The sequence below is a fragment of the Sphingomonas sp. DG1-23 genome, from assembly GCF_030730875.1.
In the GTDB taxonomy this organism is placed as follows: Bacteria; Pseudomonadota; Alphaproteobacteria; order Sphingomonadales; family Sphingomonadaceae; genus Sphingomonas.
On record NZ_JAVAMA010000003.1, the window covers coordinates 1 to 18,935 of the forward strand.

At 67.4% G+C, this 18,935-nt stretch carries 22 protein-coding genes and 1 tRNA gene; 16 read left to right on the forward strand and 7 right to left on the reverse strand.

Annotated elements, in window-relative coordinates:
- A tRNA-Asp gene (locus Q9Q95_RS05475) sits at window positions 1-77 on the forward strand.
- A gap of 205 nt (window positions 78-282) precedes the next feature.
- Window positions 283-1,134 carry a hypothetical protein gene (locus tag Q9Q95_RS05480; RefSeq protein WP_306094712.1) on the forward strand — a complete coding sequence of 284 codons (852 nt, stop codon included), beginning with the start codon at window positions 283-285 and terminating at the stop codon, window positions 1,132-1,134.
- Here Q9Q95_RS05480 and Q9Q95_RS05485 read toward each other — a convergent pair.
- The 5 genes from Q9Q95_RS05485 to Q9Q95_RS05505 all read right to left on the reverse strand — a co-directional run bounded on the left by Q9Q95_RS05485 (window position 1,131) and on the right by Q9Q95_RS05505 (window position 3,252).
- Window positions 1,131-1,559, reverse strand: a complete 429-nt coding sequence (locus Q9Q95_RS05485; RefSeq protein ID WP_306094714.1) for a DoxX family protein — start codon at window positions 1,557-1,559, stop codon at window positions 1,131-1,133. The genes Q9Q95_RS05480 and Q9Q95_RS05485 overlap by 4 nt on opposite strands.
- Window positions 1,560-1,616: 57 nt before the next feature.
- Complete coding sequence (locus tag Q9Q95_RS05490; protein ID WP_306094716.1) at window positions 1,617-1,850, reverse strand: DUF2842 domain-containing protein; 234 nt, start codon at window positions 1,848-1,850, stop codon at window positions 1,617-1,619.
- Window positions 1,832-2,416 (reverse strand): 5-formyltetrahydrofolate cyclo-ligase, encoded by a 585-nt coding sequence (locus Q9Q95_RS05495; RefSeq protein WP_306094718.1) that lies wholly within the window; start codon window positions 2,414-2,416, stop codon window positions 1,832-1,834. Before Q9Q95_RS05495 ends, Q9Q95_RS05490 begins: the two co-directional genes overlap by 19 nt.
- A 345-nt stretch (window positions 2,417-2,761) precedes the next feature.
- Window positions 2,762-3,064, reverse strand: coding sequence for a cell division protein ZapA (locus Q9Q95_RS05500; protein WP_306094720.1), 303 nt, complete (start codon window positions 3,062-3,064; stop codon window positions 2,762-2,764).
- Window positions 3,064-3,252 carry a hypothetical protein gene (locus Q9Q95_RS05505; protein ID WP_306094722.1) on the reverse strand — a complete coding sequence of 63 codons (189 nt, stop codon included), beginning with the start codon at window positions 3,250-3,252 and terminating at the stop codon, window positions 3,064-3,066. Before Q9Q95_RS05505 ends, Q9Q95_RS05500 begins: the two co-directional genes overlap by 1 nt.
- Window positions 3,253-3,419: 167 nt before the next feature.
- Here Q9Q95_RS05505 and tkt point away from each other — a divergent pair, with 167 nt between their 5' ends.
- The 5 genes from tkt to Q9Q95_RS05530 all read left to right on the forward strand — a co-directional run bounded on the left by tkt (window position 3,420) and on the right by Q9Q95_RS05530 (window position 10,664).
- A complete protein-coding gene (gene tkt / locus Q9Q95_RS05510) occupies window positions 3,420-5,387 on the forward strand; it encodes a transketolase (protein ID WP_306094723.1) in 1,968 nt (655 codons plus the stop codon).
- Complete coding sequence (gene gap / locus Q9Q95_RS05515; protein ID WP_306094725.1) at window positions 5,384-6,391, forward strand: type I glyceraldehyde-3-phosphate dehydrogenase; 1,008 nt, start codon at window positions 5,384-5,386, stop codon at window positions 6,389-6,391. Before tkt ends, gap begins: the two co-directional genes overlap by 4 nt.
- 128 nt (window positions 6,392-6,519) lie before the next feature.
- Complete coding sequence (gene pgk / locus Q9Q95_RS05520) at window positions 6,520-7,710, forward strand: phosphoglycerate kinase (protein WP_306094727.1); 1,191 nt, start codon at window positions 6,520-6,522, stop codon at window positions 7,708-7,710.
- 128 nt (window positions 7,711-7,838) lie between these two features.
- Complete coding sequence (locus Q9Q95_RS05525; RefSeq protein WP_306094728.1) at window positions 7,839-9,599, forward strand: methyl-accepting chemotaxis protein; 1,761 nt, start codon at window positions 7,839-7,841, stop codon at window positions 9,597-9,599.
- A 150-nt stretch (window positions 9,600-9,749) separates the two neighbouring features.
- Window positions 9,750-10,664, forward strand: coding sequence for a class I fructose-bisphosphate aldolase (locus Q9Q95_RS05530; RefSeq protein ID WP_306094730.1), 915 nt, complete (start codon window positions 9,750-9,752; stop codon window positions 10,662-10,664).
- Between the two features lie 30 nt (window positions 10,665-10,694).
- Here Q9Q95_RS05530 and Q9Q95_RS05535 read toward each other — a convergent pair whose 3' ends face one another.
- A complete protein-coding gene (locus Q9Q95_RS05535) occupies window positions 10,695-10,967 on the reverse strand; it encodes a hypothetical protein (protein WP_306094733.1) in 273 nt (90 codons plus the stop codon).
- A 50-nt stretch (window positions 10,968-11,017) separates the two neighbouring features.
- Here Q9Q95_RS05535 and Q9Q95_RS05540 point away from each other — a divergent pair, with 50 nt between their 5' ends.
- Window positions 11,018-11,419: a putative quinol monooxygenase gene (locus tag Q9Q95_RS05540; RefSeq protein ID WP_306094735.1), complete on the forward strand. Its 402-nt coding sequence runs from the start codon at window positions 11,018-11,020 to the stop codon at window positions 11,417-11,419.
- Window positions 11,420-11,956: 537 nt separating this feature from the next.
- Here Q9Q95_RS05540 and Q9Q95_RS05545 read toward each other — a convergent pair.
- Entirely contained in the window at window positions 11,957-12,706 is a 750-nt protein-coding gene (locus tag Q9Q95_RS05545) for a DUF72 domain-containing protein (RefSeq protein ID WP_306094736.1), read from the reverse strand.
- Here Q9Q95_RS05545 and thiE point away from each other — a divergent pair.
- From thiE to Q9Q95_RS05585, 8 genes are all read left to right on the forward strand, one after another.
- Window positions 12,705-13,397: a thiamine phosphate synthase gene (gene thiE, locus Q9Q95_RS05550; protein WP_306094738.1), complete on the forward strand. Its 693-nt coding sequence runs from the start codon at window positions 12,705-12,707 to the stop codon at window positions 13,395-13,397. The genes Q9Q95_RS05545 and thiE overlap by 2 nt on opposite strands.
- Before the next feature lie 74 nt (window positions 13,398-13,471).
- A complete protein-coding gene (locus tag Q9Q95_RS05555; protein ID WP_306094740.1) occupies window positions 13,472-14,479 on the forward strand; it encodes a L,D-transpeptidase family protein in 1,008 nt (335 codons plus the stop codon).
- Between the two features lie 40 nt (window positions 14,480-14,519).
- Window positions 14,520-15,086 (forward strand): M23 family metallopeptidase, encoded by a 567-nt coding sequence (locus tag Q9Q95_RS05560; protein ID WP_306094742.1) that lies wholly within the window; start codon window positions 14,520-14,522, stop codon window positions 15,084-15,086.
- Between the two features lie 39 nt (window positions 15,087-15,125).
- Window positions 15,126-15,602, forward strand: coding sequence for a GFA family protein (locus tag Q9Q95_RS05565; protein ID WP_306094744.1), 477 nt, complete (start codon window positions 15,126-15,128; stop codon window positions 15,600-15,602).
- A gap of 53 nt (window positions 15,603-15,655) precedes the next feature.
- Window positions 15,656-16,219, forward strand: a complete 564-nt coding sequence (gene efp, locus Q9Q95_RS05570; protein ID WP_306094746.1) for an elongation factor P — start codon at window positions 15,656-15,658, stop codon at window positions 16,217-16,219.
- 2 nt (window positions 16,220-16,221) lie between these two features.
- A complete protein-coding gene (locus Q9Q95_RS05575) occupies window positions 16,222-17,178 on the forward strand; it encodes a hypothetical protein (protein ID WP_306094748.1) in 957 nt (318 codons plus the stop codon).
- A complete protein-coding gene (locus Q9Q95_RS05580) occupies window positions 17,178-17,993 on the forward strand; it encodes an inositol monophosphatase family protein (RefSeq protein WP_306094749.1) in 816 nt (271 codons plus the stop codon). The genes Q9Q95_RS05575 and Q9Q95_RS05580 overlap by 1 nt, the downstream gene beginning before the upstream one ends.
- The gene (locus tag Q9Q95_RS05585) at window positions 17,990-18,883 is read left to right on the forward strand and encodes a hypothetical protein (protein ID WP_306094751.1); all 894 of its coding nucleotides are present in this window, start codon (window positions 17,990-17,992) and stop codon (window positions 18,881-18,883) included. Before Q9Q95_RS05580 ends, Q9Q95_RS05585 begins: the two co-directional genes overlap by 4 nt.
- Window positions 18,884-18,935 lie beyond the last annotated feature (52 nt).

The window sequence follows — 18,935 nt, forward strand, 5'->3', positions numbered from 1 at the left end:
GCGGGTGTAGCTCAGTTGGTTAGAGCGCCGGCCTGTCACGCCGGAGGTCGCGGGTTCGAGCCCCGTCACTCGCGCCATGCCCCTCGACAGACGATCGTCGCGATTGACTTCGGCGGCTCCGAAGCCTTCAATGCCATGCAACTATAATGGTCGCGACTGCGTGCATCTGGGGAGATGGCGATGCGGCGCCCTGTGCTTTTGTTGCTTCCGGTTCTGTTCGTCTGCAGTCATTGCTCGGCGCCGGAACCGGGCCCGGCACCGAATCCGAGTACCGACAGCGCGATGATGGGCCCGGACGAGCCGGTGCCCGTTCCGCAGCCTGCGCCGTCCACCGAGGCCGGCGACCCACCGGAAATCCCGGTCGAGAATCATTCCCCGCCGCTTGCCTCGGCGGGGCCGCAGGCCGGCGGAGCAGCCGGGATGCCGCCTCGCACCGCAGCGCGCGAGGCGGAAGGCGGATTGGTGCCCTGCGACGCGGTGGACGATGATGTCCCGGCGGCCGATTGTCGCGAATATACCCGGCAGAAATCGCGGTTGCGCCCCGGCGTACTGGCGTTCGATCCGCCCGCGAAGATGACCGTTGATACCACCTATGATCTGACTCTCAGCATCGGCAAGGCTGCGGACGTCGAGGAAGTGCGCGCAGTGGTGCGCCGCGCGGGGCGTCGGCTCGAGGAGCGCGCGCTGCAGGTCGGCGCGTTCATGACCGCGACGCTGACCGGAAATGCGTTCGAGATCGCGCTGCAGGGAACCGAAGGGCCGTCGCGCAGCCTCGGCGCCGACCGCCGCGACGTCTGGCAATGGCAGGTCAAGCCCCTGCGCGCCGGTTCCCAGCGCCTGCTGCTCACCGTTTCGGCCGACGCGATGGGGCCCGACGGCAAGCGCCGCCGCTTCTCGCTGGCGAACCGCCCGGTGGACGTGCTCGTCGAGGTCTCGGCGTCGCAACGTCGCGAGGATCGCACCAAGGCGATCGAGGATTCGCTTGGGCGGGGCGCGCGGGTGATGGGCGCGCTGCAGAAATGGCTGATCGGGCTGGCGGCGCTGCTGGCGGCGGCGGGCGGCGCGTGGCTGGCGATGCGCAAGTTCGGCAAGCGGAAGGACCCGACGGGCGACAAACCTTCCGCCAAACCTTAGCGGCGCGATCCTCCGAACATCGCGTCGACTGCGTAGCGGCCGGCGCCGAGCGTCGCGAACAGCAATCCGAACAGGATCAGGCTGGTCGCCGGAAAGGCGGCGCGGATGCCGAGCCTTGCATCGACCATCGCGATCGCCACGGCGAAGTGGATCGCGCAGAGCAGCCCCGTCCAGCGCGTGGCGAGCCCCAGCACGAAGCTGACTCCGCAGGCGAACTGTGCCCAGACCGAGACCGGAGCGAGCCAGCGCGGCTCGGGAAAGCCGTGCGCGCCGAGGAAGCGGGCGAATTCCGCCATCCGTGCCGCGCTCTGGATATTGTCCCAGGCGCCCCAGATCAGAAAGGCGCCGACAACCAGGCGGGCCAGCAGGAGTGCGGCATCCGAATAGCCCGCGAGCCCCACGGTACGATTGCGCCTGAAAGCCATGTTTCCTCCGCTAGTGCCGGGCCTCCGCTAGCGCGCTTTCGCGACGCTTGCGACTGCTCAATTGCGCGGAAGGCGCCAGTTTCCGGTCTCCATCCAGCGCAGCAGCGGCTTGAGCGGCGCGATCCAGACCACGCCGAGCACGACATAGATCGCCAGCTGGACGAGGATCGGCAATGCGCCGATCTGGGCCGAGAAGCTGGCGACCAGCACCACCCAGACGAGGATGAGCAGGAGGATCGCCAAGGTGCCCGCGGGCTTGCGCCAGCTGGCCTTCACTTCTCCGCGTGCCACAACATGCCCTCCTCGGTGATGATCGCCTGCAGCGGCACGTCCCAGATGTCGGCGGGAATGGCGGGAACCTCCTGCACCGACCAGGCGATCCCGACCCGCCATGCATTCTCATAGCGCGCGAATGCCCGGTCATAATGGCCCGCGCCCTGGCCGAGGCGATTGAGCCGGCGGTCGAAGCCGACCAGCGGCGTGAGGATGATGTCGGGAGCGACTTCCGGGCTCGTCGGATCCGGCTGGTGAAGACTGAACGGACCCGCGACCAGCGGTTCGCCGAGCTGCCAGGCGAGGAAGCGAATCGGCGAGGCGCGATCGACTACGAAAGGCAAAGCGAGGGTGCAGCCTGCGGTCGCCGCGGCGGCGGCGAGCTGGGTCGGGTCGGCCTCGCTGCCCACCGGGCAATAGGTTGCGATGGTGAGGCCGGGCCGGAGTCGCTCGACGAAGGCCTCGGGCGCGAGGATCGCGGTCGACGATTGCGCCGCGAAGCGGTCGCGGTCGGCGCGGAGCTTGGCGCGCAGCGCGGGCTTGTCGAGCATCATCGGGGAAGAATGCGGTGGCGGGACCGCCATGGCCGTTTGCCAGAATATCCTCTGACGCGCGTTACGTCAGGTGGGAACCATGTGCGACAGACCTGGATCTGCACAGGGACAGCTCCCATGGATGATGAATAGCCTCAGGGATATGCCAAGGCTCGTACCGGGCAGTTCCCGCCGCGGATGCATGTAGGATGGCGAGCGGCGCGGCGCAACCGGGGATCCCGAAATCCCTCTCCCCCTGTGGGAAAGGCAGGGAGCCGATGAAATCGGCGGAAGGGTGAGGGGGCGTGTGACTTGACCAACATCCCCTTATCCTTCCCCCTCGCTAATGCGAGCGGGCCCCTTCCTTCTCCCACAAGGGGAGAAGGAGGCTACGTCTCAAGCCTCCGCCGCGTCTTCCTCGAGCGCCGCCGCCACGGCCTCGAGCCGGTCGGCGATGCGTTCGAGCAGCACCGGCGACACGCCCGCGGGCGGATTGCGCTGCACTTCGTCGACCATGTCGGCGAGGATCAGCGAGAGATAGACCAAAGTGCGCTCGGCGTTGAGCCCGCCCGAGGCGCGATGCGCGGTCTCCGCATGCTTCTGCAGAATCGATTCGAGGTGGCGCAGATGCGGCTCGTCGCCGTCGCGCGCAGCGACCGAATAGCTGCGACCGGCGATGCTGATGTCGATCTCGGCCATCAATCGGCCTCGACGCTCTGGCTCTCGCGCGCGATCAGCACGTCGAGCGAGGCCACCGCTTCCTCGATCCGGGCGCGCAACTTGCTGTGGCGGCGCGCGAGCCGCGCCGTCGCATAAGCGCGCGCCGCTGCTGCGGTCTCGATCCGCGCGAGTGCCTGTTCGATACGATCTTCCGGGCTTGGGGCCATGATTGCGTGGATTAGGCAGCGCGGGCCGGCGCGGCAAGAGTCGATGCGGCTAACCGTCCGTCGTTTTTGCGTGGCGAACGAACGGCTTCGCAAAACCGGCCGGCGCGGCGGTTGACGCGCGGGCGGCTGCGTCCCAAAGGCGTCCGCGACCAGCATGGGGAGTCCCGGTGACCGTTTCCTTCAGCGATTGCGCCAATGCGATCCGCGCCCTTTCGATGGACGCCGTCGAGGCCGCCAATTCGGGCCATCCCGGCATGCCGATGGGCATGGCCGACGTCGCGACGGTGCTGTTCCAGCGCTATCTGAAATTCGATCCCGCCGCCCCCAAATGGGTCGATCGCGACCGCTTCGTGCTGTCGGCCGGCCATGGCTCGATGCTGATCTATTCGCTGCTCCATCTGACCGGCTATGCCCGCCCGACGCTCGACGACATCCGGCGCTTCCGCCAGGTCGGCAGCCCCTGCGCGGGGCATCCCGAGAATTTCGAGCTAGCCGGCGTCGAGGCGACCACCGGTCCGCTCGGCCAGGGGCTGGCGATGGCGGTCGGCATGGCGATCGCCGAGCGGCACCTCAACGGCGTGTTCGGCGACGATCTGGTCGATCACCGCACCTGGGTGATCGCCGGCGACGGCTGCCTGATGGAAGGCATCAACCACGAGGCGATCGGGCTCGCCGGGCATCTCAAGCTCGACCGGCTGATCGTGCTGTGGGACGACAACAAGATCACCATCGACGGTTCGGTGTCCTTGTCGTCGAGCGAGGACATCCCGGCGCGCTACGCAGCCACCGGCTGGCATGTCGTCGAGTGCGACGGCCATGACGAGTTCGATATCGTCTCTGCGATCGAGGAAGCGATTTCGGACGACCGGCCGTCGTTGATCCGCTGCCGCACGATCATCGGCAAGGGGGCGCCCAACAAGCAGGGCACCTCCAAGGTGCACGGCGCCGCGCTCGGCAAGGACGAAGTCGCCGCCGCGCGCGAGACGCTCGGCTGGCACCACCCGGCGTTCGAGATCCCCGGCGACATCCGCGAGGCATGGCTCGCCGCCGGCAAGCGCGGCGCGAAGCCGCACGCCGAATGGCAGGCACGGCTCGACGCGCATCCCGACCGGCTCGGCTGGAACCGGCGCGGCGAGGTGCCGGCCGATCTGCTCAAGCCCTATGTCGAGCAATTGCTCGCCAATCCGCAAAAGGTAGCGACGCGGAAGGCGTCCGAGATGGCGCTCGAGGAAATCAACACCTTGCTGCCCGAGACGATCGGCGGCTCGGCCGATCTCACCGGCTCGAACAACACGCTGACCAAACAGCTCGTCGCGCTCACCGCCGGCACCTATGAGGGGCGCTACCTCTATTACGGCATCCGCGAGTTCGGCATGGCCGCGGCGATGAACGGCATGGCGCTGCACGGCGGGGTGATCCCCTATGGCGGCACCTTCCTCGTCTTCTCGGACTATGCCCGCGGCGCGATCCGTCTCTCGGCGCTCCAGCAGGCGCGAGTCGTCTATGTGATGACGCACGATTCGATCGGGCTCGGTGAGGACGGCCCGACCCATCAGCCGATCGAGCATCTGATGAGCCTGCGGATGATCCCCAATCTCCACGTCTATCGCCCGTGCGACACGGTCGAGACCGCGGAGTGTTGGGAGCTCGCGCTCAGCCGGAGCGACGGCCCGGCATTGCTCGCGCTCAGCCGCCAGAATTTGCCGCAATTGCGCACCGAAGCTGCCGAGAATCGCTGCGCGCGCGGCGGCTATGCGCTGTTCGAAGCCGAGGCGCCGCGCAAGGTGGTGCTGATCGCCACCGGATCGGAAGTCGAGGTTGCGGTGTCGGTCCGCGCGGCGCTGGAAGCGCAGGGCATCGGCGCCGACGTCGTGTCGATGCCGAGCTTCGAGCATTTCGAGACGCAGGATGCGCAGTACAAGCGCGACATCCTGCCGCACGACGCGCTCAAGGTGTCGATCGAGGCCGGCGCGACCTTCGGCTGGGAGCGCTACACCGGCAGCGACGGGCTTCGTTTCGGGGTCGATGTATTCGGCGCCTCGGGTCCCTATCTGGGGCTCTACGAGCATTATGGGCTCACCGCAGGGAACATCGTCCCGCGGATCATCGCCAGGTTGAACGGAGAACAGGCATGACGAAGGTTGCGATCAACGGTTTTGGGCGCATCGGACGGCTGGTCGCGCGCGCGATCCTCGAGCGTCCCGACAGCGGGCTCGAGCTGGTGACGATCAACGACCTCGCCGACGCCAAGTCCAATGCCTGGCTGTTCAGCCGCGACAGCGTCCACGGCAAATATCCGGGCACCGTCTCCGCCGACGGCAACGACCTCGTCATCGACGGCAAGCGCATCAAGGTCACCGCGGAGAAGGACCCTGCCAACCTGCCGCACGCCGCGAATGGCGTCGAGCTGGTGCTCGAATGCACCGGCTTCTTCACCGATCGCGCGTCCGCCCAGAAGCACATCGACGCCGGCGCCAGAAAGGTGCTGATCTCGGCCCCCGGCAAGAATGTCGACCTCACCGTCGTGTTCGGCGTCAACCATGACAAGCTCGAGGCAGCCCACACGATCGTCTCGAACGCATCGTGCACCACCAACTGCCTCGCGCCGGTCGCCAAGGTGCTCAACGACAGCGTCGGCATCGAGCGCGGCCTGATGACCACCGTCCACGCCTACACCAACGACCAGAAGATCCTCGACCAGATCCACCCGGACCTGCGTCGTGCCCGCGCCGCGGCGATGAACATCATCCCGACCACCACCGGCGCCGCCCGCGCGGTCGGCGAAGTGCTCCCCGAGCTCAAGGGCAAGCTCGACGGCTCGGCAATCCGCGTCCCCGTGCCGGACGGCAGCCTCGTCGACCTGACCTTCACGCCCAAGCGCGACACCAGCCGCGACGAGATCAATTCGATCCTCAAGGCGGCGTCGGAGAACGGCCCGCTCAAGGGCGTGCTGGTCTATTCGGACGAGCCGCTCGTCTCGATCGACATCGTCCACACGCCGGCTTCGTCGACCGTAGACAGCCTCGAGACCGCGGTCATCGACGGCAAATTGGTCCGCGTGGTCAGCTGGTACGACAATGAATGGGGCTTCTCGAACCGCATGGTCGACACCGCGACCGCGATGGCGAAGCTGGGTTAAGCTGTTCCCCTCCCGCTCGCGGGAGGGGCTAGGGGAGGGGAGTGCCTCGGCGACGCATTTGCGGCCAGGGCCCTCCCCAGACCCCTCCCGCAAGCGGGAGGGGAGCGCATACGGACAAGGGTCGACATATGCCGCGCAACTTCAAGACGCTCGACGACATGGGCGACGTCACCGGCAAGCGAGTGCTCGTCCGCGAGGACCTCAACGTGCCGATGGCCGATGGTCAGGTGACTGACGACACTCGGCTGCGCGCCGCGGTGTCGACGGTCGCCGACTTGGCCGACAAGGGCGCGAAGGTGATCGTCCTCGCCCATTTCGGCCGCCCCAAGGGCCAGCGTAACCCCGAAATGAGCCTCGCATTGGTCACCAGACCGTTCGAGGCGGTGCTTGGCCGCCCGGTCCGCTTCATCGACGATCAGGACGCCGAGGGCGTGATCGCGACGATGGCCGACGGCGAGGTCGGCATCCTCGAAAATACCCGCTTCGATCCGGGCGAGGAGAAGAACGCCCCCGAGACCGTCGACCGGCTCGCCGCATTGGGCGATCTCTATGTCAACGACGCCTTTTCCGCCGCGCACCGCGCCCACGCCTCGACCGAGGGCCTGGCGCACAGGCTTCCCGCCTTTGCCGGCCGCCAGATGGAGGCCGAGCTCGACGCGCTCGACAAGGCGCTCGGCAATCCCGAGCATCCGGTCGCCGCGGTGGTCGGCGGCGCCAAGGTCTCGACCAAGCTCGACGTGCTCAAGCATCTCGTCGCGCAGGTCGATCACCTGATCATCGGCGGCGGCATGGCCAACACCTTTCTCGCCGCGCGCGGCGTGAATGTCGGCAAGTCGCTGTGCGAGCACGACCTCACCGGCACCGCCGAGGCGATCCTCGACGCCGCCGACAAGGCCAATTGCACGGTGCATCTGCCCTATGACGTGGTGGTGGCGAAGGAATTCCGCGCCAATCCACCGGTGCGCACGGTCAACGTCCACGAGGTCGCCGAAGACGAGATGATCCTCGACGTCGGCCCCGCCGCGACCGAGGCGCTGGGCGACGTGCTCAAGAATTGCCGGACTTTGGTCTGGAACGGTCCGATGGGCGCGTTCGAGACCCCGCCGTTCGACGCCGCCACCGTCGCACTCGCCAGGACCGCCGCGGCGCTGACCAGGGAGGGATCTCTGGTCTCGGTAGCCGGGGGCGGGGACACCGTCGCCGCGCTCAACCAGGCCGGCGTGGCGGACGATTTCACGTTCGTCTCGACCGCCGGCGGTGCCTTTCTCGAATGGATGGAAGGCAAGGAACTGCCCGGGGTCGCCGCGCTGGTGGGCTGAGCGGCCTGGGTAACGTCCCGCTAACCAGTTGTTATCGCGGGCCGGACGCAGCCTGACGCTACGTCGGCCTATAATGATTCCGAGTATCTCGGACGCTTCCGTCGCGTCCGCAGTTTCGGAACCCTGTCATGCTGCGATCCCTGTCGATTTCCAAAAAACTCGCCGCTGCGTTCGCAGCGATCATGGCGGCGGCGGCGATCACGCTCGGCTATGTCTTCCTCGTATCGGCGCATGTCTCGGCGCTCACCGCGACCAACGAGCAGGTCGACAGGGAGCAGGCGCTTTCGGCGCAGGTCGAGAATGCGCTGCTGACCGCGGTCGCGGACCTGCGCGGCTTCGCGGTGAGCGGCGATCCGCGCGACGCGGCGGCGTTCGAGAACAGCATGAAGCGCTTCGACGCCGCGGCGAAGCAACTCGCACCGATGCTGTCCGATCCCAAGGACGCAGCACTGTTGCGGAAGACTTTGGCGGCGACGGCGGCATGGCGTCAGAGCGCGGCGGATCCGCTGCTCGCGCGCATGTCCGAAACCCAGGCCAGCCGGATCCACGAGCTCGCCGGCAGCAGCGGCGCCTCGCATGCCGTGGAGGACATGACCGGCGGCGCCGAGGCGCTGCGCGAAGAGAAATATGCCGCGGTCCAGGCCAGCCTCGAGGAAATGAGCGCTGCCAGCCACGATCAGGAATGGGCGGTCGGCACCGGGGTGGTGGTGATGCTGCTGGTCACGCTGGCCCTGTGGGTGCTGCTGCGCGGCCTGCTCGGCCGTCCGGTCGTCGCGCTCACCGGGGTGATGAAGAAGCTCGCCGGTGGCGAGAACCGCGTCGACGTGCCCGAGGGCGATCGCGACGACGAACTGGGCGACATGGCCCGCGCGGTGCTGGTGTTCCGCGACGCGGCGGTCGCCAAGCAAGCCGCCGATCGCGCCAAGGCGATTGCCGACGCCGAGCAGAAACTGGTGGTCGACACGCTGGCCGCAGGTCTCGGCAAATTGTCGCAGGGCGACCTCACTGCCGAGATCGGCGCGGGCTTCCCCGCGGATTATGCCGTGGTGAGGACCAATTTCAACGACGCGCTCGGCGCGCTGCGCGATCTGATCGGCAGCGTCCGCGAGGGCGCCGAGGCGATCCAGGCGGGTTCGGGCGAGATCGCCACTGCCTCGGAGGATCTCGCCCGCCGCACCGAGAGCAACGCCGCCAGCCTCGAACAGACTTCCGCCGCGATTGCCCAGATGGACGGCCGGCTCAAGGCCGCCGCGCGCGCGGCGGTGGAGACGGTGCATAGCGCCGACGACGCGATCTGCGACCTCCGCGACGGCCGTGCCGTCACCGACGAGGCGGTTCAGGCGATGGAACGCGTGTCGGAAAGCGCCAAGGGCATCGACGACGTGATCGAAGGTCTCGACAAGATCGCCTTCCAGACCCGCGTTCTCGCGATGAACGCCGCGGTCGAGGCCGGCCGCGCCGGCGAGGCGGGCCGCGGCTTCGCGGTCGTCGCCGACCTCGTCTCCGCGTTGGCGATGCGTGCCGAGGAAGAAGCGAAGCGCGCCCGCGAGCAGCTCGTCGCCACCCAGGACGAGATCGGCACCGCCGTCGCGGCGGTCCAGAAGGTCGACGGCGCGCTCGCCGGCATCGCCTCGGGCGTCAGCGACGTCCATAAATTACTGGGCACGATGGCTGCCGACAATCAGGCGCAAGCCACCGCCGTGACCGAGATCAGCGCCGCAGTCGCCACGATGGACCAATCGACCCAGAAGAATGCGGCGATGGTCGAGGAAACCTCAGCGGCGTCGCGCGCGCTCAGCAACGAGGTCGTGGCGCTCGTGCGGCAGGCGGCGCGCTTCAAGGTGGCGCGGAGCGCCCCGGCTACCGGGCGGCAATTCGCGATCCACTGAGCCGTTCGCCATGGATGACCCCGAGTCGGAAAACCGGCTCCCCTCTTGCCGTGCGGCGAAGGCGGCTCGCCTTGTCTGTCGTTGTCAGGCTTTCGCAGGTGCGAAGGGCTGGCTAGAGCCCGCGGCACAGGGACAATCCAAGGGGAAGTCATGAGCATCACGCCCGCAGTCCGCGCCATCCTCGCGAACTACGAATCGGACAATCCCGGGGTCAAAGCCAATCTCGCCCGCATCCTGATGCAGGGCCGGCTCGGCGGAACCGGCAAATTGATCATCCTGCCGGTCGACCAGGGCTTCGAGCACGGACCGGCGCGCAGCTTCGCGGTCAACCCCGACGCCTATGATCCCCATTATCACTATCAGCTGGCGATCGACGCCGGCCTCAGCGCCTATGCCGCGCCGCTAGGCATGATCGAGGCCGGCGCCGACACCTTTGCCGGCCAGATCCCGACGATCCTCAAGCTCAACAGCTCGAACAGCTGGGCGACCGGGATCAACCAGGCCGTCACCGGCGGAGTCGACGATGCGCTGCGGCTCGGCTGTTCGGCGATCGGCTTCACCATCTATCCCGGCGCCGACGACGTGTTCGACATGATCGAGGAGATCAAGGAGCTGTCGGCCGAGGCCAAGGCGGTCGGCATCGCGACGGTGCTCTGGTCCTATCCGCGCGGCGGCAATCTCTCGAAGGAAGGCGAGCTGGCGCTCGACGTCGGCGCCTATGCCGCGCACATGGCGGCTCTGCTCGGCGCGCACATCATCAAGGTCAAGCTGCCCTCCGCGCATATCGAGCAGAAGGATGCAGTGAAGGCCTATGAGGGCACCGACTGGTCGGCCCAGTCGGACCGGGTGAAGCATGTGGTGAAGAGCTGCTTCAACGGCCGCCGCATCGTCGTCTTCTCGGGCGGCGCGGCCAAGGGCGAAGACGCGATCTATCAGGACGCGCGCGACATTCGCGACGGCGGCGGCAACGGCTCGATCATCGGCCGCAACACCTTCCAGCGCAAGCGCGCGGACGCCATCGCGATGCTCGACAAATTGATGCGCATCTACAAGGGCGAGGAATGATCGCGGCGTGACCCCGAGCGAACACCCCTATCATCGCAGCCTTGCGCCGATGATGTGGGTGTTCTTCGGGCTCGCCTGCACCGAATTGGTGGTCGTCCACTTCCTCGTCGCTCTGTGGGACTGGCGCGTCGCGCTCGCGCTGTCGCTGGCCAGCCTCTCGGGAATCGTCTGGCTGGTCATGATCATCGCTTCGTTCCGGCGGTTGCCGGTGCTGCTCGGCGAGGACCAGCTGCTGATGCGCGCCGGGCGATTGCGGGCGATCCGCAGCGTGGCGCACCGGTCGACGGCCCGGCGGCGTTCCACGCCGCGCTCGCAGCTGCTATCGATGCGGCCGACAGGGAGGTGGCGGCACCATGAACAGCAATTTCGGGCGTCGGCCCGTGCTCGCCGGGCTCGCGCTCGCGCTGATCGGCACGCACGCATCGGCAAAGGGGATCAAGATGGAAGACCAGATACCGTTCGGAATGATCGGCAAGATCAAGGCGCAGCCGGGCAAGCGCGCCGAATTGATCGCGATCCTCGGCTCGGGCACCGGGGCGATGCCCGGATGCCGCGCCTATCTGATTGCCGAGGACGGCAAGGATCCCGACGCGACCTGGATCACCGAGATCTGGGACGATGCGGCGAGCCACAAGGCGTCGCTGCAGCTTCCGGCAGTGCGCGACGCGATCGCCAAGGGCCGCCCGCTGATCGCCGGGTTCGAGCTCAGCGCGGAGACTCGGCCGGTGGCGGGCGCGAGTTTCCTGCGGGGCTGAGGTCCATATACAATACCTATCGCCGTCATCCCGGATGTTAGACTTTCCCGGAAAACCGAAGGTTTCACGTCGGAAAGCCTTACAGTCCGGGATCCACCGCGCCGCTGGGCATTCGCCTCTCGGATGACGGTAAAAGAGCCAAGACTCTGGGATAGGGCTTCACCCCTGCAATGTAGGATTTCGCCTGCTGGCCTCGGGCGGCCGGTACTGCCGGCCGTTCTTTGACATCGTCGGATCAGCTCGCAACTTCGTCGGCGCGAAGATGCCGCGTGCGTGTGGCCTGGGCGTCGCCCGGGCGTGACTTTGGTGTCGCGCGGGTGTGACCTTGGCGGCGCGAAAGCAGCGCCTGGGTGAAGCCTCGCTGTCGCGTCGGGATAATTTCGTGAGCGCAGGATCGCCAAAACTGCGCCAGATCCATAACTTTCGCAACTTCCGTCCCGCAAAACCTTGTTCTCCGGCGAAGGCCGGGGCCCAGTTTCGGTTACGGCGGGTAACCCGGGGGGGGCGAACTACGCCTGTTGAGGTGAAAGTGGAGGCTCATCGCCGGAATTGCCCCACCATCCCCTTGAGCGTCAGCGCGTCCTGAATCGCGTGACCTTCGATATCGTTGTTGAAATAGGCCCAGACGCTTCGCCCGCCGCGCGCTTGCTCCAGCATCCAGTCGGCCCAGCCGAGCAGGCGTTCGTCGGGATAGCGTCCCCAATATTTGCCCTCGCCGCCATGGAAGCGGACATAGGCCGCAGGTCCCGTCGCCACTCTCGGGCTCTCCAGTCCGGGCATGTCGTGCGCGCAGAAGCCCGCGCCATGGCGGTCGAGCAGCGCGAAAACCTCGTCGACGTACCAGCTTTTATCCCGGAACTCGAAGATGTTGACTACATCTCTTGAGAGTAGCTGCAAGAAGCTGTCGAGCCGCTCCAGGTTGAGCCTGAAGCGCGGCGGAAGCTGGTAGAGGATCGGGCCCAGCGCCGGCGCGAGGTGGCGGAACGGCGTCATCATCCGGTCGAGCGGCTCGGCGCAATCCTTGAGCTTCTTCGCCTGGGTGAGGAAGCGGTTGGCCTTGACCGCATAGCAGAATCCCGGCGGCGCCTGGTCGCGCCACGCGTCGAACGTCTCGGCCTTGGGCAGGCGGTAGAAGCTGTTGTTGATCTCGACCGTGTCGAAATGCTCGGCATAGAAGGCGAACCAGTTCTTGACCGCCAGCTTCTCGGGGTAGAAGCGGCCACGCCAATGGGCGTAGACCCAGCCCGAACAACCGATGCGGATTTCCGCGAGCCCGGAGTTGACCATGCACGATCCCGAAGACGATTTCGACGCCGACAACGCGCTGGAAGGCTTCGCGGATCAATTCGTTCGCGATTCGCGGCGGCCGGCGTGCCAGCTCTATCTGGTTTCGCCGCTCGACGTGACCGGAGGGTTCGCCGATCGGCTGGCGCGCGCGCTCGATGCCGGGCCGGTGGCGGCGTTCCAGTTCCGGGTCAAGAATGTCGACCAGCACGAGGCCGCGAAGCTCGCCGAGCCGCTCCAGCGCATCTGCGGCGATCGTGACGTGGCGTTTCTGGTCAACGACAGCATCAGCCTCGCGAAGCGGCTCGGCACCGACGGCGTGCATCTCGGCCAGGAGGACGGCGACCCGCGCGAGGCGCGCGCGGTGCTCGGCCCTTCGGCGCAGATCGGAGTGACGGCGCACGACAGCCGCCACCTCGCCATGGAGGCGGGCGAGGCGGGCGCCGATTATGTCGCGTTCGGCGCTTTCTATCCGACGCGCACCAAGGAAGTGCGCCACCGTGCCGAGCCGGTGCTGCTGAGCTGGTGGACGACCGTGTTCGAGATTCCGTGCGTCGCGATCGGTGGGATCACCCCCGAAAATGCACGCCCGTTGATCGCTGCCGGGGCGGACTTCCTCGCGGTCTCGGGAGCGGTCTGGGGTGGCGACGAGGCCGCCGCGATCAAGGCGTTCGAAGCAGTGCTGGCGGGCTGACGCCCGGTCGGACCGGAAACAAGGGCGCGCGCATTCGTTCTCCCGGCCAACCCATGTTGGTCAGGAGCTTGTCTTTGCGTAAAAAATTGCTTGCCGCCGCGGGGCTCGCCGCGATCGCCCTCGCGCCGCTCGCCGCCGCTCCCGAGGCGCCCAAGGGCAAGCCGCCGATCGACTGGACGATCATGCACGCGCAGGTGATTCTCGACGCGCTCGGCTTCTCGCCCGGGATCGTCGACGGGCGCGAGGGCCAGTCGCTCACCGCGGCCCTGAAGGCATTCCAGCTGACCCGCGGGCTCGAGACCAGCGGCGAGCTCGACCGCGCGACCTTGTGGGCGCTCCACGAATATCGTGCCCGGCGCCCGGTTACCCGGGTGACGATCGACCCGGCGATGCTGCGGGGCCCGTTCATCAATCCGATGCCTAGGGAGCCCGAGGACCAGGCGAGGCTGCCCGCGCTCGGTTATACCCGGCCGCTCGAAAAGCTCGCCGAGATGTTCCACACCACCCCCGAGGTGCTGGTCGAGCTCAATCCGGGCGGCGGCACGATCGCGCCGGACACCGCCTTCTTCTTCCCCAATGTCGTGGCCGAGTCGCGCGATTATCAGGGCGAGCTCAAACCCGAATGGCGCCAGACCCTGACCGATCTCAACGTCGATGCGCGCCAGCCGGCGGGCGATCACGTCGTCGTCGACAAGTCCGAGAAGGTGCTCAAGGTGTTCGACGCGAGCGACAAGCTCGTTGCCCAGTTCAGCGCGACGATGGGCAGCCAGCACGATCCGCTGCCGATCGGCACGTGGAAGATCAACGTCATCGATACCAATCCGAAGTTCCACTACAATCCGGACCTGTTCTGGGACGCCAAGAAGGATGACGAGAAGGCGATGCTGCCGCCGGGGCCGAACGGTCCGGTCGGGGTGGTGTGGCTGGACCTTTCCAAGGAGCATTACGGCATCCACGGCACCCCGGAGCCGCAGACGATCGGGCGCACCCAGAGCCATGGCTGCATCCGGCTGACCAATTGGGACGCGGCGCGGCTGGCGCTGATGATCAAGCCCGGCGCCGAAGCCGTGTTCCAGGAATAGTCCCGTGCTAAAGCGGGTGACGATGGGGGTAGGGGCGATCTTGCTTCTGGCGTTGGCCGGACTGGCGTCGATGATCCGCATCGTCCCCGGCGAACCCGCGGCGCCGGTTGCCCCGCCGGCGGTCCAGACCGCCGAAGCGCCGGCGGCGCCCGCCGGCAACTGGACCCATCCGCTGCTGACGGTGCCGGTGCAGGGCGTGTCGCGAGCGCAGATCGTCGACACCTGGGGCCAGTCGCGCGCGAATGGCGCGCGGGCGCATCAGGCGACCGACATCATGGCGCCGGGCGGCACTCCGGTGATCGCCGCGGCGCCGGGCATGGTCGAGAAATTGTTCTACAGCCAGGGCGGGGGCGGGATCACGCTCTATGTGCGCTCGCCCGACCGGCAATGGAGCTATTATTACGCTCATCTCCAGCGCTACGCACCGGGCGTGGCGGAGGGCATGCATGTGAAGGCGGGCGATCTGCTCGGCTTTGTCGGCGACACCGGCAATGCCGGGGCCGGCAATTACCACCTCCATTTCGCGCTGGCGCACATGCATCCGTCGGAGAGCTGGTGGAAGGGCCAGCCGGTCAATCCTTGGCCGCTACTTGCGGGCCGACGCTGACGTTCGTATTATGTTCCCCCACGGCAAGGGAGAACCAATATGCAGGGCGGGTGCAATTGCCGGTATATCCGCTTCCGGATGGTTTCGCCGCCGATCTTCGTGAACGGGTGTCACTGCCGCGTCTGTCAGCGCGAGACCGGATCGGCGTTCGCGATCAATGCGATGATCGAGGCGGACCGGATCGAGATGCTGACCGACGGCGAGCCGGAACTCTTCGTCACCCGGTCCGGGAGCATGGTCACGCGCGGCGCGCGCTGCCCGCGGTGCGGCGTCGGGCTCTGGGGCACCCATCCCGATTTCGGCGATGCCATACGCTTCGTCCGGGGCGGGACGCTCGACGAGCGGATCCTGCCCGACGCGCATTTCTTCACGGTCACGCGGCACCCGCTCGCCCGTGTGCCCGACGACGTGCCGAGCTTTCCGGGCCTGCCGGAACCCGGAGATCCGGAGATCTGGAGCGCCGAGGCGCAGGGCCGCATCGACGCGGCCATGGCGGCGCGCTTGCCCGAAGCGTGATGCATCGCTAAAGGCCCGGCCTTCGCTCTTTCTCAGCTTACAGGTCTCGATCCATGAAGATCAGCGGCGTGGACATCCGTCCCGGCAACATCATCGAATATGAAGGCGGCATCTGGCGTGCCGTGAAGATTCAGCACACCCAGCCGGGCAAGGGCGGTGCGTACATGCAGGTCGAGATGAAGAACCTGCGTGACGGCCGCAAGAACAATGTCCGCTTCCGCTCGGCCGAGACGGTAGAGCGCGTCCGGCTCGACACCAAGGATTTCCAGTTCCTGTTCGCCGAGGGCGACATCCTGACCTTCATGGACAAGGAAACCTACGACCAGACCACGCTGCCGCGCGATTTGCTCGGCGACGCGGCCGCCTTCCTGCAGGACGGCATGGACGTGGTGATGGAACTCTATGACGAAGAAGCGATCAGCGTGCAGCTGCCCGATACGATCGAAGCGACGATCGTCGAGGCCGATGCGGTGGTGAAGGGCCAGACGGCATCGTCGTCGTACAAGCCGGCCGTGCTCGACAATGGCGTGCGCATCATGGTGCCGCCGCACATCGCGTCGGGGACCCGGATCGTCGTCGACGTCTACGAACAGACCTACGTCCGCCGCGCGGACTGAGGATGTTCGCGCGCCTGCTCCTCGCGGCGGCGCTGCTCGCCGCCACGCCGGCAGTAGCGCAGACCCGGCCGGCAGATCCGCTCGTGGCGGTCGGGGACTGGATCGGGAAGTTCGCTGCCTTGTCGGCCGAGCCGGCGAGTGCGGCAGCGGCTTGCGGGCCGCAGCTCAACAGCGTGATTGGGGCGCGCGATGCCGCCGCCGCGCGCGCCGCTGCGGTGCAGGTCCGGCCGTGCACCGATCGGATTAGGGCCGCATATCGTCGTTCGGCGGAGGCGCTGGGGCAGTTCCCGCCGATGCCGGCCGAGCTGCGGGCGGCGGCCCTCAGGTTCGATCCGGATCGGCTCATCGAAAGCCAACGGGTCCAGTTTGCCGCTGCGGTCGATTATATGGACCAGCTCGACTTGCTCCTCGCCAAGGTGGCGGCGGATGATCGCGCGGGTGCAGTGCAATTGCTGCCCAAGGTCCGCGCGGGCGCCGGAATCCTGATCGATGGCACCATCCTGCCGCTGCGCGCCTTTCAGGCCGCCGCGCGTTTCGGTTTCACCCGCAACGGGTTGGAGCTGCGAATCGTTGCAGCGGAGGCGGCCAAACTGACATTGACCGGTCCGATGAGCCGGGCCGGCGTCGATATCGGGAAGGCGCTCGGTGCCTTGGTCCCGCGCGCGACGCAGGCGACAGCCGGGGTTCGAACTAGTTGGGAGCAAGACAAGGTGGCGCTTCGCGCGCTTGGCGGCGGAGGCGCGGCGATGGATCCGCTGCTTGATATCGCCACGCCGCTGGTAGGCGATATGGCATCGGCAGGGGACCAGATGGTATCGGCGCTGCAGCAGGCGGCCCGGCGGCCGGTGGTTCCGCCTGCCGAGGCGCTGGCGCTGCTCAACGCGCTGAACCGCAACGAGATCATGATCGCGAAGTCCATCCAGGGCTTCGCACAAACCCTTCAGACGATTGGCAAGTAATGGTTTCTCACTCCGGCATCATCACCGTCATCGAGCGCGCGGTTCGCAAGGCGGGGCCGCGGCTGCGGCGCGACTTCAACGAGGTCCAGCACCTCCAGGTGAGCCGCAAGGGGCCGGCCGACTTCGTGTCGGTCGCCGACAAGCGCGCCGAGGACACGCTGATCGAGGAGCTCCAGAAGGCGCGGCCCGATTGGGGCTTCCTCGTCGAGGAGCGCGGCGAGATCGCCGGTGATCCCGACAAGCCGCGCTGGATCATCGATCCGCTCGACGGCACCAGCAACTTCCTGCACGGCATCCCGCATTTCTGCATGTCGATCGCGGTAGAGGATCCCCACGGCGCGCAGGGCAAGCCCGAGATCACCCACGGCTATATCTATCAGCCGATCACCGACGAGAGCTTCTGGGCCGAGAAGGGCCGCGGCGCGTGGCTGCAGGACCAGCGCCTGCGCGTCTCGGCGCGGCGCGACCTCGCCGATGCGCTGATCGCCACCGGCATCCCGTTCCTCGGCCATGGCAATTTCGCCGAATGGAGCCGCATCTTCGGCGCGGTCGCGCCCGAAGTCGCCGGAATCCGCAGGATGGGTGCCGCGGCGCTCGACCTCGCCTGGGTCGCGGCGGGGCGCTTCGACGGCTATTGGGAATCGGATCTCAAGCCGTGGGACGTCGCGGCCGGCATGCTGCTGGTCAAGGAGGCCGGCGGCTTCCTTACCGACTATCGCGGGCAGGACATGGCGCGCGAGCGCAACCAGTTCCTCGCCGCCAACGACGTGCTCCATTCGAAGCTGCACAAGCTCGTCGCGAATTCGCTCCGGTGATCCGCGCGGGCGCGCTGCTGCTGGCCCTCGGTGCCGCAGCGGACGCGCCACAGACCCTGTTCGCTGCGCCGGCCGAGCATCGGCTTGTCGAGGGCATCGCCACCGACGGCAAGGTCGTTTGGTTGTCCAGCGTCCTCGATCGTACGATCCTCGTCCGAACGTCGGGCGGGCTCGGCCGTTTCGCCATGCCGAAGGGCACGCTGTATCCGCTGGGGCTGGCGTTCGACGCGCGGCGCGACTGGCTTTGGATCGCGACCGATTGTCCTGAGCTTCCAGGGATCGCGCGGTGCGACAGCGGCGCACTGGTGGCGGTCGACAGGAAAGGGCGGCTGAAAGCGCGGCTCGCGCCAGCGAAAGGCTTCCACCCCGGCGACGTATCGGCGGACGAAGGCGGTGTGTTCGTCTCGGACGCGCTCAACGGCGCGGTCTATCGGCTGGCGCCCGACGCGCGCAGTTTCCGCACCCTGATCGCCCCGGGAATCGGCCGCTCGGCGCAAGGAACCGCGCGCACCCAGGATGGCACGCGCCTGATCGTCGCGGATTACGGCCGGGGCATTGCCGGCGTGGATCTGGCGAGCGGGGAGCGCGCGCTGCTGCCGCTGCCCGACGGCAAGCCGTTGCGCGGCGTGGACGGACTGGTACGCGTGGGAGATCGCTATTTCACGATCTACAATGCCGGCAGCCCCGCTTCGCTGATCGCTTTTCGCGTAACCGGCACCGGGATCGAGTCCGAGGTCGTGCTCCGTGGAGCGCCGCTGACCGACCCGACGCAACTCGTCGCGGACGGCAAGCGTTTGCTGATCGTCGCGGATGCCGGCTGGCCGGCTGCGGCCAAGGGCGAGACGGCGCCGCGCAAAGGGGCTGCGATCGTCGCGTTCGGCGTGCCTTAACCGCTGCTAGTTGCGAGTGATTCTCAGGGTTTTCCGCCCTTGCCGCACTCCT